Below are 15,144 nucleotides of genomic sequence, written 5' to 3'. Positions count from 1 at the left end.
TTTACAGACAATATATGTAGGGGCGGGTTTTACAGACAATATATAACGAGTACAAACAATCTATATAAACCCGCCCCCACACCACCAATAACTACATGAACCTTGATTTCGATCGCAGTAGAAAAACATAGATGGGGATTTACAGTTGGGTAGGGGCGGGTTTACTAGATTGTCGATTATTGACAATAATTGTCGGTGAAACCCGCCCCTACGATCGGCGGTTGAAACCGCAACTACACTTGCCTTGCTTCGGCGCAACGCGAGACTTTAAAAAAGGAGATTTAAAACCGGATGTCATGTAAAAAAAGACGATCGCCCTGATTCATTCTTGCATTCTCAACCAGCTAAACACCTGTTCGGCGGTGATATTCAGGGGAATCATTTCGGGCACAGGAAGGACATCGCTACCTTCGCAGAATTGCGGTTGTTGGTTGGGCAAAAACGCTAAAATCGATCGATCGTCTGGATCGATTAGCCACCCCAACTGACAATTATGTTGCAGACAGTGAATAATTTTTCTAGTTACGCGATTTGAGCTTTGTTGTGGCGACAGGATTTCGATCGCCCAATACGGCGCAATTCGCACATCATCGACTGGTTCACCGCTCTCATCAAATTGAATTTGTTCCCACAATAGTACCGCAATATCTGGAACAATCGATCGACCGCCAAACGTACACCGCAACTCTGGAAACGCATAAGCTATCTTGGGAGTTTCCGTCACCTGATTAATTTCGTTGCAGGCTTTTAATCGCAATAAGCTATGCTTTGTTTTCGGCAGCGGTTTTTGGATAATCTCCCCCTCAATGTATTCGCTAGCAGGTTTTGTTTCTGGCAGTTTCAGAAATTCTTCAAGGGTGAGACGCCCAGTTGCGATCGTCATAAATAAATTCCTCGATTCTACCTATCTTCACTGTAATCCAAAAAATATTTATTTGGCATAAAAATTTTGTTTAACAGCCTATTTTTGCGGAACAAACTGCTGCTTAAATTCAAATAAATTAGGATTTTCCGGTTCATAAAAAGCCCGTAACCAATGCACATTTGGAGAACCAAAAGTTTCAACTCTAGTAAAATTTTTCATTCTCGGTAATTGAGTCTCATCGGTAAAATATGGTAAAGGTTTATCGATGCGGAAATAGTGAGTATCGCCGTGAACGAATACAACCTGCCCTGGGAAATTGCCTGTTTCTGTTTCCAGAGTTGCGATAAAATCGTTGTAGCCGCTTCTTCTTTTGTCCGTCGGATCGAGTTCAAATCCCGGATTTGCCTGTGCAACTAACACAATTCCTTTGCTGTTGCTGCGTTTGGCTAAAGCAAAACATTCTTTGATCCAGGCTAAGTTAGCCCAATTGCGATCGGCATATTCTGCATCTGCTTCGGGAGTGCGGCCAAAATTGTTGTTGCTTCCCGGCATATTAATCGCGAAAAATACAACGCCATGATAAATCCAGCGAACATTTTCGCGGAATTTAGCAAACTGCGGGTTTTCGCTTTGACGGGTGAGAGTTAAGGTGCGCTTTCCCAAACTTTGATTACCGTTGCTAAATATTTCCCGCAGTTTAGCGAGTCTTTCTACTGGATCGTAACTGCCATTTTTTGAACGGTGGCAATCCGTCCATTCATTGTCACCATAAGCTAGAATAAACGGTATCTCAAAATTGTCAAATAACTGCTTGCGGCTGACAAACGTTGCATCATCGCACACACTAGAACCGTTTTTAATGTCGCCATCGTGGACGACAAACGCTGCGGGCGATCGATTGATATCTGCAATCAAACTCGGAAATTGTGCTTCCTGTTCGGCACTGTAGGGCAAATCGCCAATCAAGGCAAATTCAAAAGGTTTATCGGCCCAACTTTCAGCATAGCTCAAAGTACCTAAACCGATAACAGATGCAAAAATGATAAATCCAATAATCAAATATTTTTTAAACATTCCTTCTCCAGTAGCCAGCAAACCATCGATATCCTAACAAAACTTGTCAACATCTCTGTTTTCTTCTTTTCCTCTGTGTTCTCTGTGCTCTCTGTGGTTCAAAAAAAAAAACTGCCTAAATTGCGATTATTAATGATACCATAAACACGATAAATTACTATAGATAAATTATGAAATTTCCCCCGACGCTCTCGGTAATAGCTGCATTGTTAATGGCTAGCTGCAATATCCAAACGCCACAAACCAACACACAGCCTACAGAAAGTCGCTCGCCAATAGCAACCCCTGTTCCCCCCCAACCCAAGTCTGAGATCAAAGAAGCAAAACTAATTGCTGTCGGCGACATCATGATGCACAGTACCCAAACGCGATCGGGCTACGACGCAAAAAAGCAAACATACAATTTTGACAATTTCTTCGCACCAGTTAAAAGTATCCTGTCAACAGGCGATTGGGTAATCGGAAATCTCGAAACACCTTTAGCGGGCTCCGATGCGGGCGGATATACGGGATATCCGCTATTTAACGCACCGGCTCAATTAGCGGATGCTGCTAAAAAAGCCGGATTTAATATCTTGACAACAGCGAACAATCATGCTTTAGATCGTGGAGAAAAAGGGGTAATTAGGACGATCGCCAATCTGAGCGATCGCAAAATTGCTGCCATAGGAACAGCCACATCAGCCGCCGCAGCCGATCGCACTTTTATCAGCACCAAAAACAACATTTCACTAGCCAAGCTAGCCTACACCTACGGCACAAACGGCATTCCCATACCCAAAGGCAAAGATTACTTAGTTTCCCTAATCGACGAAAAAAAGATAGTCAAAGACATAGCCAAAGCCCGCAAACAAGGAGCAGATATTATCGCAATTTCCCTGCATTTTGGCGACGAATATCAGCGCCAGCCAAACCCCCAACAAAAACAATTAGTTGAAAACCTATTAAAAGCCGGTGCAGACATCATTCTAGGCAGCCATCCCCACGTCGTCCAACCTTACAAAATTTTTAATTTTCCCGGCAAAAATGGCAAAACCCGCAAAGCTGTAGCCATTTATTCAATGGGAAACTTCATTTCCGGTCAGAATAAAAAATATACAGACTTAGGCGTGATTTTGCAAGTAAATATTCGCAAAAAATTTCCCGAAAAAACCACAGAAATTACCGATGTAAAAACACATCCTACTTGGGTACACCGCTATACTCAGAACAATAAAACTAACTATCGCGTTTTGCCCTTAGAAACAACAGTCAGCCAGAAAAAAGATGCACTGCTAGCAACTTCACAGTATCCTGTTTTAGCAAAATATTTGCAGGATATGAACAATCATCTTAATTCTTTAAATAAACCTCAAGATAACAAGTAATCCCTCCCTCAAGCAGGGCAGGGCGGTTTCATTCTCGCGAAAATCCCGATTTTGACTCTTGTAGTGCCAAGAATGCCTACCCCTAGAGACGACTTCACAGGCGTTTGAGACATGGGGGCTGCCACGGGGGGCAGCCCCTACAAGAGAATGAAACAGCCCTGATATCTGCGGTGAAAAAAAGAGAATGTATTAACCGCCCCGGACAAGGGATTGACGCCCATTTACCCAGAGGTCGAGAATAGATAGATGAATAATTTCGATGCTAACAGATTTGATATTACCCGAAATTAGGACACCGGAGTGCCGTTTCCCTACAATCAACCGGGCAATGATTATATCCGATCGCGATCGCCCACAACTGTGCACGATTCTGATGGAGTTCTTCCGTATAATTCTCGCCGTGATAGCCAACTATTCCTGACGCTAAAACACGAGGATCGAAAGTAAACTTGTCCCTCTATTTGAGTACAAGTTTTCACCTTGACTCCAGCCAAGTCTAATAGATAGTCTAAGGATCGCGAATTAAATAACTTATAATTTTAATTGTTATTGTGGGATGGGCGTCCCGCCCGTCCACTCATGACGGGCTATAAGAGCCCATCCGACTTTCAAGAGTGGAAGTTATTTAATTCTCATTCATAAATAAAAATTCATCCCTCTCACTGTATTGATTGCTATATTTTACGCCATAAACTCAGGAGAGCTTTTTCTTCTCCCTCCTGCCTCAAAACTCCAATTCCTAGCTTGGCTGCTTTCATTTAGATTCTCCCTACATATCTTCGGGATCTGGTGCGATCGGGCGCAGTTTTTTTAAAGTCGCATAAATTTTCAGTAAATACCGATCTACACACTCGCCAAACCCAAAGTTAAAATATACCCAATAAAAAATAGCTCCTCCTAGCTGTTTTTTTGTCCAGCTAAATATCAGGGAGTGCATCTACGTGTCAATAAATAAAACGCTCAAAGGCAGAGCCACTACACCTGCCCCAGGTTTTACCATGATTGAGCTATTGATAATTATTTTAATCATAGGAATATTTAGTGCGATCGTCGCCCCCTCTTGGCTAATGTTTATCAACAACCACCGTTTAAAGGTATCGCTCGATCGGGCTTATTGGGCAATGGAACTTGCCCGCAGCAACGCCAAACGATCCAAAATTTCATGGCAAGCCAGCTTCAAACAAGTAGGAGAAAACGTACAAGTAGCAGTCCATCCAGCCGACATTCCCCCAGCCCAAATACCAGCCAGTCAATGGAAAAACCTAGAACCGCAAATTCAAATAGATCCAGATGAAACAACAGTGCTCCAAGTAAATGACAGCAACGAGCAAAAAACAAACGGCACAATCCGGCGCGTCATGTTCAACCACAGAGGTTGCCCCGTATCTCGAAGCGACCACGACTGCACGCTAACGAGTATAAGAGCCAAAGGAACCCTAACACTATATCATCCCAATTTAAGAAACAGCCAACGCTGCATCATCATCTCCACTCTCCTAGGACATAAACGCACCTCCCAAAGACAATCAAAACCCAACGACAACAAAAGATATTGTTACTGACAGGGCGCTCAATTATTTTGGGCTAGGGAAACGGCATTACCGCGTCGTCAATAGCCTTGTTGTCGATGCTTATATTCGATGTCAATTCTTGACGCAATATCTCCGATCTAACTCACGCCCAGAGTACCATTCTCGCTTAACAGGCTTTTCGCCCTGTTCCGCAAAGAGTGAATTTTCTTGTGGAACAGGCAGAAAAGCCTGTTCATAAAAGGCTTATTGAGAATGGTGCAACATCTCAGATACAGCATATTCCAGGTTCATGAAGTACACACAATCTTGTAGTAAGGATCGCGAATTAAATAACTTACAATTTTAATTTTTATTGTGGAATGGGCGTCCCGCCCGTCCAAAAAGGACGGGCGGGACGCCCATCCCACTTTCAAGAGTGGGAGTTATTTAATTCTCATTCCTAAGTAAGGTGCGGATACACCCGTCAATCTGCAAGTTCTATTTAAAAGGTCGCAGATCCGCACCCTACATATTAAAATCACACAACATAAATATAGCGGCTACTTTACTTCATCAACCACCGAATATGCTGTATAATCAACTACTTCTTACTCGGCGCAATTTTCTCAATAGAAATCAGCGCCTCCATCACCGACTCCACAATCGGCGCCGCCACCGTACCCCCCGAAGAACCCTCCTTCGGCTCATCAATCACCGCCAAAACCACATACCGAGGAGCCTCCACAGGCATGATCCCCACAAAGCTAGTAATAATCGCCTTGTCAGAATAACCCCCACCAGCATTAGCTTTTTGAGCCGTGCCCGTTTTTCCAGCAATCCGATACCCAGGAATTTGTGCAGCTTTCCCCGTACCGCCATCAACCACAGTTTCCATCATTTCTAACACCTGCTTAGTAGTTTCCGGCGAAAAAACCTGCTTTGGAACCGGCCTCGGAAGCTTCCAATAAGCTTCACCTTCCCTATCAAAAAGTCCCCGCACAACGTGAGGAGTCACCAACTTGCCACCATTAGCCAAAGCGCCGTTAAGCTGCACCAACTGCATCGGAGTAATCGAAAAACCTTGCCCAAAAGCCGTAGTAGCAACTTCCACAGGAGAGTTAATAAATTGCTCTCGATTTTTAAGTTGACTGCTTACTTCAAAAGGCAAATCAGTTCCTGCTGTTTGTCCGAGTCCAAGTTTTTCTAAAGCTTGATAGTAAAGAGAAGGTTTCATGGTTCTCATCATGTGCACCATCCCCACATTACTAGAATGTTTCAAAATCTCAGTAACAGTCGAAGGGCCGCGCGCGCCTGCTCTTTGGTAATCGGAATTTTGGATAGTCCAAGGATTCATGTAAATCCGACCTTCATCGTTAAACACAGTATTAGGTTTCACCGCACCCGCTTCCAGAGCGATCGCCACATTAATCGCTTTAAAAGTCGAACCAGGCTCATAAACATCAGTTACAGCCCAATTTTTATAGCGCGACAAATCGAAATTAAAATATTGATTCGGGTCATAAGAAGGTTCCGCCACAACTGACAGCAATTCCCCGTTACTGGCATCCATCACAATCACTGTGCCCCGCTTCGCATCGTGTTGCTTCATTTTTTCCTTGAGGGCACTTCGGGCCGCCCGCTGCAAGCGACTGTCGATCGTCAATTGCAATTTCAAGTCATCAAGCTGCACAAATCCCGCCGTCAGCCGATCGGGAACCCAATTCCCATTGCTCGACCTGCTAAACTGAATCGACGGCATCGATCGTTCCAACAAATTCTGCTGGCTGTATTCCACCCCAGCTTGTCCCTTCCGTTCCCCATCCACATAACCGAGGATATCCGCCGCCAACTCCTGCTGTGGGTAAAAACGCTGCTGCTGACGCAGCAACTCCAAGCCATCCACCAGACTCTCTTTAATTTGCATCCCAGCGACGCGATCGGCAACCTCTTGAGGTAGAGACTCCGCAATTGTAATACCGCTTTCAGCAAGATTAAACCTACGTATCAATTCAGTTTCCGACGTAGTGCCCGGAGTCAGTTCGATCGCCAGCATCGGAGCCAACTTAGCAGCAATTTCCGCCTTCGAGTGGTTAAATAACTTCGGGTGAGCGTAGAGCGTGTACACCTGTCTGTCGATCGCCAAAACATTTCCTGCGCGGTCAATTATCGGGCGTCTCGGTACAAACGGCTTCGTTTTGAGAGTTTGCTGCTGAAGAGCTTGTTTACGCAGCGCCGGAGCTCGCGTCACCTGCAAATAAAACAAATTCACAGCCAGCCCCAGCCCCCCCAGCATCAACACCGCCCACACCGCCCACAAACGGAACTTGCTGCGCTTTAAACGCTCCACCGGTCGCCCCCAAGATGCAGCCGTCTGTTGTGGCGATCGGCCGAAACTGCCGGAATCTCTAGGTTTTGCTGATTTTTTCCACCCAGTACGCGCGGCGAAGCTATCCCGTAGGGAATCGCCCGCCTGTTTTGTGCGTTTGAAATTCGGCGATCTGTAGCGGTCAAAACGGGGGTCGTAGCTCATGGCATTAAAAATTCAATAGCAAGTTAGAGCGTTGTATAATTGATAATTTATAACTTAAATCTTAAAATATAAAATTCACGGCTTGGGAATGAGCAGTCCCTATCAGGGTTTGGATCGCACCTAAAGTTGCATTCTGTTTTTTGAAGTGGTCTTAATTATTTTTAATCTGTAACTTCCGGTGGGAAACTGAAAATCGATCGCGACTTGGAAAAAAGTCAAAAAGGAAATTAGAGCCTCAAATTCTCATGCCCTCGGACACTCATGCCCGGAGGGCGCTCTCCGCTTTGACACAGGTTTAATAGCCCAGCGGTGTTTCCACACCGGCTCGATTCTGGAGAGCGGGCTCAGAATTTGGTGCCGCAACGGGCGATCGAGTTTCAGGGGCCGGCTGCAAGAAAATCGTGTCCCCAGGATTCTGCGGAGCCAAACCGGTTTCGGGATTTTGGGCTTCTTTAGCAAGTTGGTGTTTCAAGACTTCACTAGAAGCACTCAATTGTTGTTCCCGGAGGCGCAGAGTTTCCAGTTTTTGATACTCCTGACTCCAGCGCTGCTCGCCGTAAACTGTCAAGCCGTAGAGACTCAGAGCACCGCCCAAAAGCATAACTGCTACCACTGAGGAGGCGCGCTGTGCCTGCAGGAGCGAGCGCAACCACACTGGCTGCTGCTGGCGATTGGGCAAGACTTTCAGCACCGATGCGGACTGCCGAACCTGAGCCTGTTCGTCTGCTGGCGAGTAGTTGGGCAATACCGGCCCTGTCTTCGCCCGCCTAGCTTTGGCAATAGAAGTAACTTTGCTTTTGGCTGGGCCAGCAGCGGGCTTGCGGGTCGATCGGGAGCGGGGAGAATCCGGGGATCTGATAGCAGCGGTCATAAAGTTCACCAATACGTAAAGTGGGGTAGCTTCAGCTTGATTGAGGTTAAGAGTTTTTTGTCTCCCAGAGCGCCAGTAGTGGCTATCTGCGTTCGATCGGTTATCCTTACCAAGGATACCTCACAAGCCAACCAACCCATCCTACCACTGGTCTCTTTGACTTCAGGATTTGCCAAAAAAAAGAAATCTTTGCTGGTTAGCGATAATCTATGTGAAATTTATTAATAAATGCAGTATTGTAATCAACGAGCGAATCGTTGAGCTATTCGTGCCAGCATTGTTTCTCAAGTACACTCTTCCCTTCCTTGCGATGGGTTTTCAATCTTAAGGAGTTTTTATGAACAAAGGATTAATTCGTTTGACTTTGGTCGTGGGCTTGGCAGCAGCCCTCGGCGCCTGCGGAGGAGATACCACCACCCCCAGCTCCCCTAGCCCCTCTCCGGGCGCTGGCACTACTAATCCTCCTGTTTCTTCTCCATCTCCAAAGGCTACTCCAACTACTAGCCCTGCCCCTGCTCCTAAAAAGCCCTAACTAGGGCTATCTCGGAGTTGGTTCCCAACGAGCCTAGCCTCCAGGTGAAAAATCGTTCGCTCCTCGCATTTTTTCATCTCATAGGTCTAGGTCTCAAGTTGGGTGTTAGTGATTCTCTGCTGCTTTTACTAAAGTTCAGTACGTCCCGTTACCGCAGCAAAGTCCGCTGATTCGCTGCGTTACAGGAGCATTCCCTTTCAAGTAGAAAATTTGACCAATAATTTCTTGATGGTACCGGCCACGTGATTTATCCGTGGAATCAATCCAAAATCCTTGCAGCCTCAAGCCCCCGGATTTATCCGTGGTGTCAATTCTTTAATCTAAAATCTAAAATCTAAAATCGAATGACTCCCGGCCTGCACCTTTTGAAACTCAAGCCTGTGACAGGATGTTTGAGGACATTGCCAGTGCTGCTGCTTCAACTGAATATCAACCGGAGGCAAGCGAGACTCGACGCAAATTTTGCACTCTATGGAGTCTCGCTTGCCATCCCCGCCGCTGTGGCCCGCAGACGAGAGGAAAGCAAGCAGAGACTTGGATGCTCGAAGACTGAGTCCTTTAGCTTTGATTCCTCAATACCGAGTTAAGCATCCTTCGCCGTTTGAGCGTATTGCCCAAATTTACGGACTTTGTGGGGAAACCCCGCCTCCGAGATGTGAAAGTCTACCGATCGGGCGATGCTCCCTGCCTGAAAATTCCAGGTAAACTATTAACTGCTCCCCAACACTTACAGGGTTGACCCTCCGGGAGTCGCCAATCGACAAGAGTTTAATAAAAACTCCCGATCACATATAAAAAAATAAGTCAAGGATATTTGGGAAAAAATATAAATTTTTCAATTTGTTTGAACTACCAGCCGGGAAGTCCCTCGGTATATTTAGAGGGGACACATCTGAGCGCTGCGCGAAGTACCCCGTTGGGAATTACGCCCGCGTGATGGAAAGAAGCGTCGGGTGGAGGGACGGAAACCGACAATTAGACTTAGCCACTATGAATTAATCTTCGGAAGTATCTTGATTTTCGATGTACTTCCTAAGTGTTGAAATGGTAATCTTTGGTGTGGCATTTTGGACATACACAAACTATACTATGCAAAGGTCGAAAAAAGAAAGTTAAAAAATGCAACTCACTTACAAATACCGCCTCAAACCCACAAAAGCCCAACTAACAACGATGGTGGCTCACCTAGAGCTCTGTCGTCGGCAGTACAACTACCGACTTGGCGATAGATTTAGGTGGTGGTCAGCCACGAGAACACCTATCAACGCCTGCCCCTTGATTGTTTCGATAGTCCCGATTGAGGAAATTTATCAAAATATTTCTTTGACGAGAGTGCAAACTAGGGATGGTAGAAAAAAGGATGAGTCAGGCAATCCTCTAACCAGGAAAGGTGATGTTTTCTCGAACATTGAAGGCGGATATGTACAGTGGCAAACCATACAACTGGCTGACCTGAAAAACACAAAAAAGTTATTCCCTGATTATAAAGTGTTAGATTCGCAGGTCTTGCAAGATGTCGTCAACAGGGTGGAAACTTCCTTTTCAAATTTCACCACGCCGGACACAAATGGCAATCGTAGAGGCAAGCCCAGATTCAAAGGGCTTCATTACTACAAATCTTTCACTTATCCTCAACTAGACAATCTTGATATTGTCAAGGACGAGGAAAATAGGATTTGTATTGACCTCGCAAAAATAGGTCAAGTACCTATGGTTTTCCACCGTCCAATACCAACAAGGTTCACAGTTAAGACGGGAACAGTTATCAGAGAAGCTGATGGGTGGTATATCTCCCTGACGCTAGAAGATAAAACAGTTCCCGTAACGGTTGCAGAAATTCAACCGACGGTCGAAAATACTGTTGGCATCGATATGGGAATCACTAATTACGTCTATCTTTCCAATGGCGAGAGAGTTGAGAATCCTAGGTTTTTGAGGAATTCTGCCCAGAAATTGGCAAAACTTCAAGCGAAGTTAGCTAATAGAGTCAAGGGTTCTAAGCCTTGGAAGATTATCAAGGACAAGATTTCCCAACTCCATCAGTTTGTAGCTAGATCCCGATTAGATTTTCAGTTTAAAACTGCACATGAGCTATTCGGTAAATGTGAGGTTTTAGTTGTTGAAGACTTGAGTGTCAAAAATTTAACTAGACGTGCCCAGCCCAAGACAGATGTTGAAAATGGTAATTTGGTTTATTTGCCGAACGGTCAGTCAGCTAAAAGTGGCTTGAATAAATCCATGCTTGATGCTGCTCATGGGCAATTCGCCAGCGTCCTAAAATATGTCGCCTGGAAATTGGGTAAAAGCATTTTGTTTGTCTCTCCAAGAGGAACTTCTCAACATTGCTGGAATTGCCTCAACAAAGTACCGAAAGAATTGTCGGAGCGCTGGCATTCTTGTCAATGCGGAGAATCTTTGGATCGAGATAAAAACTCAGCTAAGCTTATAAAGAGAATTGGTCTAAGTTACGAAAGTGGCGGGGGAACTCCGTCACTCAAAAAAGCCTTTGAAAAAAAGGAAAAAGAAGCCGGCGGTCTAACTGTACTCAGTTGACCGTCAGGTTCGTTCACTATTTCTATACTTAGATGTTAGCAGTAAAACCCCAGCTCGGCCGTCGGCAAGGCAACAGCCTGCTGTGTGTGCAAGGACGCGCGCTGGATCTGCAGCAGTCAAGATCGTGCTAATCAGTGGTAGGATCAGCAATCAAAAATGTATCGAAATGTAAAGTGCAGCGCCGCTCTAGGTTTTGAAAGCCATTTAGTTAAAAGATTGAGGTAAGTAGTTTTATGCCCGCGACCGTCCCCTTTGAACAGATTGACCGCATTGTTTGGAATCAGCACCACGATCCATTTGAAGTGCTAGGCCCTCATGCGATCGAAGAAAATGGCAAAAAAGTCTGGGTCGTCCGAGCTTATCTGCCGAATGCGGATGCGGTATCCGTAGTTTTGCCGGAGGCCAGGGCCCAATACCCGATGAAATCAGAGCATCACCCTCACTTTTTTGAATGTACGATCGACACCCCAGAACTAGCAAACTATCAATTGCGGGTCAAAGAAGGGGAACACGAGCGCTTCATCTACGATCCCTACGCCTTTCGATCGCCCAAACTCACAGAATTCGACCAGCACCTATTCTCAGAAGGCAATCATCACCGGATTTATGAAAAATTGGGGGCGCACCTCACCGAAGTAGACGGCATCACAGGAGTATATTTTGCCGTTTGGGCCCCGAATGCCCGCAATGTCTCTGTTTTAGGAGATTTCAACTATTGGGACGGCCGCAAACATCAAATGCGGAAATCGCAAAACGGCATCTGGGAATTATTTATTCCGGGACTATCCGTGGGAACTTCCTACAAATACGAAGTGAAAAACCAAGACGGACATCCCTACGAAAAGTCCGATCCTTACGGTTTCCAGCAAGAAGTGCGGCCCAAAACAGCATCAATTGTCACCGACTTAGATACCTACACTTGGCACGACAGCGCTTGGATCGAAAAGCGGCGGCACACAGACCCACTGACGCAGCCGGTTTCGGTTTACGAATGCCACATCGGTTCTTGGCTGCACGCCGCTACTGACGAACCCGCCGTGCTACCAAATGGGGAAATACAACCCGCCGTGCAGGTTTCGGAACTCAATCCGGGGGCGCGCTTTCTGACTTACCGGGAATTAGCCGATCGGCTGATACCATACGTCAAAGATTTGGGATTCACCCACATCGAAATGCTGCCCATCGCCGAACATCCTTTCGACGGTTCTTGGGGCTATCAAGTCACCGGTTATTTCGCCCCAACTTCCCGCTACGGCACACCTGAAGATTTCATGTATTTTGTTGACCAGTGCCACGCCAACGGCATTGGCGTACTGGTGGACTGGGTACCGGGACATTTCCCCAAAGACGGCCACGGCTTGGCTTTCTTTGATGGAACTCACTTGTACGAACACGCCGACTCCCGCAAGGGCGAACACAAAGAGTGGGGAACCCTAGTATTTAACTACGGCCGCAACGAAGTGCGGAATTTCCTAGTATCAAACGCTCTGTTCTGGTTTGACAAGTACCACATCGACGGGATTCGCGTAGATGCCGTAGCCTCGATGCTTTATTTGGATTACTGTCGCGAACCTGGAGAATGGCTGACCAACCAGTACGGGGGCCGGGAAAATATCGAGGCTGCAGATTTTCTGCGTCAGGCGAATCACGTCATTTTTAGCTATTTCCCAGGTGCGCTGTCGATCGCCGAAGAATCTACCTCTTGGCCGATGGTATCTTGGCCGACCTATGTAGGGGGTTTGGGCTTCAACCTGAAGTGGAACATGGGTTGGATGCACGATATGCTCGACTATTACCACATGGACCCGTGGTTCCGCCAGTTCCACCAGAACAACATAACTTTCAGTATGTGGTACAACCACAGCGAGAATTTCATGCTGGCTTTGTCCCACGATGAAGTAGTGCACGGCAAAGCCCACATCATCGGGAAAATGCCAGGAGACGAATGGCAAAAGTTTGCAAACGTGCGGTGTTTGTTTACTTTTATGTTTACTCATCCCGGAAAGAAAACGATCTTTATGGGGATGGAGTTCGGCCAGTGGCACGAGTGGAACGTTTGGGGGGATTTGCAGTGGCAGTTGCTGCAATTCGAGCCGCACCAAAAGTTGAAGCTGTTTTTTAAAGATTTGAACAATTTGTACCGCAGCGAAACGGCACTTTACAGTCAAGATTTTGCTGAGGATGGGTTTGAGTGGATTGATTGCAGCGACAACCGACACAGTGTCGTGGCATTTGTGCGCCGAGAGAAGGATGGCGACGAGTTTGTGGTGACAGTATGCAATTTTACCCCGCAGCCGCACTCTCACTATCGCGTAGGAGTGCCGGAACCTGGTTTCTATACGGAGTTGTTTAACAGCGACGCGCGGGAATACGGCGGCAGCAATATGGGGAATTTGGGAGGCAAGTGGACTGAGGAGTGGTGGTTCCACAACAGTGCTTATTCGATCGACTTGTGTTTGCCACCTTTGGGGGTGTTGATCTTAAAGCTCGATCGGGCAAAAACAACAGCAAAATCTCAACAGTTTTAAGTTGGGAGTGGTGATAGTTTTGAGTTAAGAATCAAAGCTTTATTAAACCTAAAGCTTTGAGGGTATTTAGAAACCCGGTTTTTTGGACAAACCGGGTTTTTTCTGTTTTGTTGTTGCGAAAAAAGGAAGTTCTGCAACGGATTCGCTTTCTTAGGATTTAAGGAGTTTAATATTAATTCCGGTTGCATCGGAATGATTTAACCGCAGAGTACGCAGAGATCGCAGAGGAAGAGAAGAGAGAGATGAATAATTTCGATGCACAGGGAAAGGATATAATAACTCTTCTAAATACTTAGGCTACCCATCGAGTCCGATCGGCGGGGAACGGCGAGGGTATAAGTTCCAAATACTACCGCTAGGCGAGCGTACCTCTTACCAATTTTTAATTTCGAGTATCGGAAGCGCCAAGATTATAAGAAACTTTTGACTGCTCAACTGTTACTACTTCTGAAAGAGATTGTTCTGTCGCTACCTCTAAAGCTGGCAGTGGTAGATGCTTCATTTCCCAAACTTTCAGCAAAATTAGATATTCATAAAAAGCTTGCAGCGTGCACCAAGCCAATCCCGCTTGGCCGTCAAGAAATCCGCCGAGTAAAATATACATATAGAAAAAGCGCACCACAGGCCGCAAAGGCAAGCGCAAAGAAAAATCTTTCAAAGCGCGGCGCCTTTCCACCTCCGACGCGCCAAACAATAAACCCCACCAATTTACTTGACCCGCTTCTAATTGGCGGAGAGTTTCAGCCGCCTCGTCAGTCGAGTAGCGGTTGTGCTTTTCAATCCAGCGGGAAAGACCTTTGCTGCAAGTATAGTGAGGGTAAGTTTCCTTCAAAAAGTGAGTAGGCCCGTTGCAGACTTCCCGTTCAGTGTGACCGTAATCCGTAAACCACACTCGGTCTTTGCGAAAGAGACGCATTTGATAACGGGGATATTGAGTGCTGCGGCGAATCCAGCGCTCCATAAATATTACTTTTTCAGCTACGTAATAGCCGATATATTCTTGAGTTTCGATCGCCTTTAAGCATTCAGCAAACAGTGCAGGCGTCATCCGCTCGTCAGCTTCGAGGATGTAAACCCATTCGTATTTGCACGGGACTTCTTGGAGCATCCAAGTCCGCTGGCGTCCGTGAGTTTCAAAGCGGTGCTGTACTGTTTGCACGGCATAGTTCTGAACAATCTCAAGGGTGCGATCGGTGCTGAAAGAATCAACTACAATGATATCGTCACAAAGCAGTGCCGATTCAATGCAAGCGGCGATATCAATCTCTTCGTTGTAAGTCAGAATATAAATTGAGAACATTCCCAGCTTTCAG

The 15,144-nt window shown here is 46.1% G+C and carries 12 protein-coding genes; 7 read left to right on the top strand and 5 right to left on the bottom strand.

The window, feature by feature from the left end:
• The first annotated feature begins 131 nt into the window (after nucleotides 1–131).
• Nucleotides 132–302 carry a hypothetical protein gene (locus QUB39_RS17425; RefSeq protein WP_333211731.1) on the top strand — a complete coding sequence of 57 codons (171 nt, stop codon included), beginning with the start codon at nucleotides 132–134 and terminating at the stop codon, nucleotides 300–302.
• A gap of 20 nt (nucleotides 303–322) precedes the next feature.
• Here QUB39_RS17425 and QUB39_RS17420 read toward each other — a convergent pair whose 3' ends face one another.
• A complete protein-coding gene (locus tag QUB39_RS17420) occupies nucleotides 323–883 on the bottom strand; it encodes a Uma2 family endonuclease (protein ID WP_333211728.1) in 561 nt (186 codons plus the stop codon).
• 78 nt (nucleotides 884–961) lie between these two features.
• Complete coding sequence (locus QUB39_RS17415; RefSeq protein ID WP_333264130.1) at nucleotides 962–1,939, bottom strand: hypothetical protein; 978 nt, start codon at nucleotides 1,937–1,939, stop codon at nucleotides 962–964.
• Nucleotides 1,940–2,109: 170 nt separating this feature from the next.
• On the opposite strand from QUB39_RS17415, the gene QUB39_RS17410 reads away from it, so the two are divergent.
• Both QUB39_RS17410 and QUB39_RS17405 read left to right on the top strand, forming a co-directional pair.
• Entirely contained in the window at nucleotides 2,110–3,306 is a 1,197-nt protein-coding gene (locus QUB39_RS17410) for a CapA family protein (protein WP_333211724.1), read from the top strand.
• A 941-nt stretch (nucleotides 3,307–4,247) separates the two neighbouring features.
• On the top strand, nucleotides 4,248–4,868 hold the full coding sequence (locus QUB39_RS17405; RefSeq protein WP_333211722.1) for a transcriptional regulator: 621 nt from the start codon (nucleotides 4,248–4,250) through the stop codon (nucleotides 4,866–4,868).
• Between the two features lie 550 nt (nucleotides 4,869–5,418).
• On the opposite strand, the gene QUB39_RS17400 is transcribed toward QUB39_RS17405, so the two are convergent.
• Together QUB39_RS17400 and QUB39_RS17395 are read right to left on the bottom strand one after the other, a co-directional pair.
• Entirely contained in the window at nucleotides 5,419–7,347 is a 1,929-nt protein-coding gene (locus tag QUB39_RS17400) for a penicillin-binding protein 2 (protein ID WP_333211720.1), read from the bottom strand.
• A gap of 295 nt (nucleotides 7,348–7,642) precedes the next feature.
• Nucleotides 7,643–8,218 (bottom strand): hypothetical protein, encoded by a 576-nt coding sequence (locus QUB39_RS17395; RefSeq protein ID WP_333055768.1) that lies wholly within the window; start codon nucleotides 8,216–8,218, stop codon nucleotides 7,643–7,645.
• Nucleotides 8,219–8,555: 337 nt separating this feature from the next.
• Between QUB39_RS17395 and QUB39_RS17390 the strand changes: the two genes are divergently transcribed.
• The 4 genes from QUB39_RS17390 to glgB all read left to right on the top strand — a co-directional run bounded on the left by QUB39_RS17390 (nucleotide 8,556) and on the right by glgB (nucleotide 13,831).
• Nucleotides 8,556–8,750 (top strand): serine protease, encoded by a 195-nt coding sequence (locus tag QUB39_RS17390; RefSeq protein WP_333055767.1) that lies wholly within the window; start codon nucleotides 8,556–8,558, stop codon nucleotides 8,748–8,750.
• 344 nt (nucleotides 8,751–9,094) lie between these two features.
• A complete protein-coding gene (locus tag QUB39_RS17385) occupies nucleotides 9,095–9,337 on the top strand; it encodes a hypothetical protein (protein WP_333211717.1) in 243 nt (80 codons plus the stop codon).
• 532 nt (nucleotides 9,338–9,869) lie between these two features.
• Complete coding sequence (locus QUB39_RS17380) at nucleotides 9,870–11,303, top strand: transposase (RefSeq protein ID WP_333211716.1); 1,434 nt, start codon at nucleotides 9,870–9,872, stop codon at nucleotides 11,301–11,303.
• Nucleotides 11,304–11,536: 233 nt separating this feature from the next.
• Nucleotides 11,537–13,831: a 1,4-alpha-glucan branching enzyme gene (gene glgB / locus QUB39_RS17375; RefSeq protein ID WP_333055765.1), complete on the top strand. Its 2,295-nt coding sequence runs from the start codon at nucleotides 11,537–11,539 to the stop codon at nucleotides 13,829–13,831.
• 382 nt (nucleotides 13,832–14,213) lie between these two features.
• Here the strand turns inward: glgB and QUB39_RS17370 are convergent, their stop codons facing one another.
• Complete coding sequence (locus QUB39_RS17370) at nucleotides 14,214–15,131, bottom strand: glycosyltransferase family 2 protein (RefSeq protein ID WP_333211713.1); 918 nt, start codon at nucleotides 15,129–15,131, stop codon at nucleotides 14,214–14,216.
• Nucleotides 15,132–15,144 lie beyond the last annotated feature (13 nt).

It is taken from the genome of Microcoleus sp. AT8-B5 (assembly GCF_036705565.1).
In the GTDB taxonomy this organism is placed as follows: domain Bacteria; phylum Cyanobacteriota; class Cyanobacteriia; order Cyanobacteriales; family Microcoleaceae; genus Microcoleus.
Note: the sequence above shows the minus strand (reverse complement) of the source record. Positions and strands in the feature narration are given on the sequence as shown.

Excerpts from the sequence above, each read along its gene's own strand:
- QUB39_RS17415 (WP_333264130.1), bottom strand. The coding sequence starts at position 1,939 with ATGTTTAAAAAATATTTGATTATTGGATTTATCATTTTTGCATCTGTT.
- QUB39_RS17410 (WP_333211724.1), top strand. The coding sequence starts at position 2,110 with ATGAAATTTCCCCCGACGCTCTCGGTAATAGCTGCATTGTTAATGGCT.
- QUB39_RS17400 (WP_333211720.1), bottom strand. The coding sequence starts at position 7,347 with ATGAGCTACGACCCCCGTTTTGACCGCTACAGATCGCCGAATTTCAAA.
- QUB39_RS17425 (WP_333211731.1), top strand. The coding sequence starts at position 132 with ATGGGGATTTACAGTTGGGTAGGGGCGGGTTTACTAGATTGTCGATTA.
- QUB39_RS17395 (WP_333055768.1), bottom strand. The coding sequence starts at position 8,218 with ATGACCGCTGCTATCAGATCCCCGGATTCTCCCCGCTCCCGATCGACC.
- QUB39_RS17370 (WP_333211713.1), bottom strand. The coding sequence starts at position 15,131 with ATGTTCTCAATTTATATTCTGACTTACAACGAAGAGATTGATATCGCC.
- QUB39_RS17390 (WP_333055767.1), top strand. The coding sequence starts at position 8,556 with ATGAACAAAGGATTAATTCGTTTGACTTTGGTCGTGGGCTTGGCAGCA.
- QUB39_RS17385 (WP_333211717.1), top strand. The coding sequence starts at position 9,095 with ATGACTCCCGGCCTGCACCTTTTGAAACTCAAGCCTGTGACAGGATGT.
- glgB (WP_333055765.1), top strand. The coding sequence starts at position 11,537 with ATGCCCGCGACCGTCCCCTTTGAACAGATTGACCGCATTGTTTGGAAT.
- QUB39_RS17420 (WP_333211728.1), bottom strand. The coding sequence starts at position 883 with ATGACGATCGCAACTGGGCGTCTCACCCTTGAAGAATTTCTGAAACTG.
- QUB39_RS17380 (WP_333211716.1), top strand. The coding sequence starts at position 9,870 with ATGCAACTCACTTACAAATACCGCCTCAAACCCACAAAAGCCCAACTA.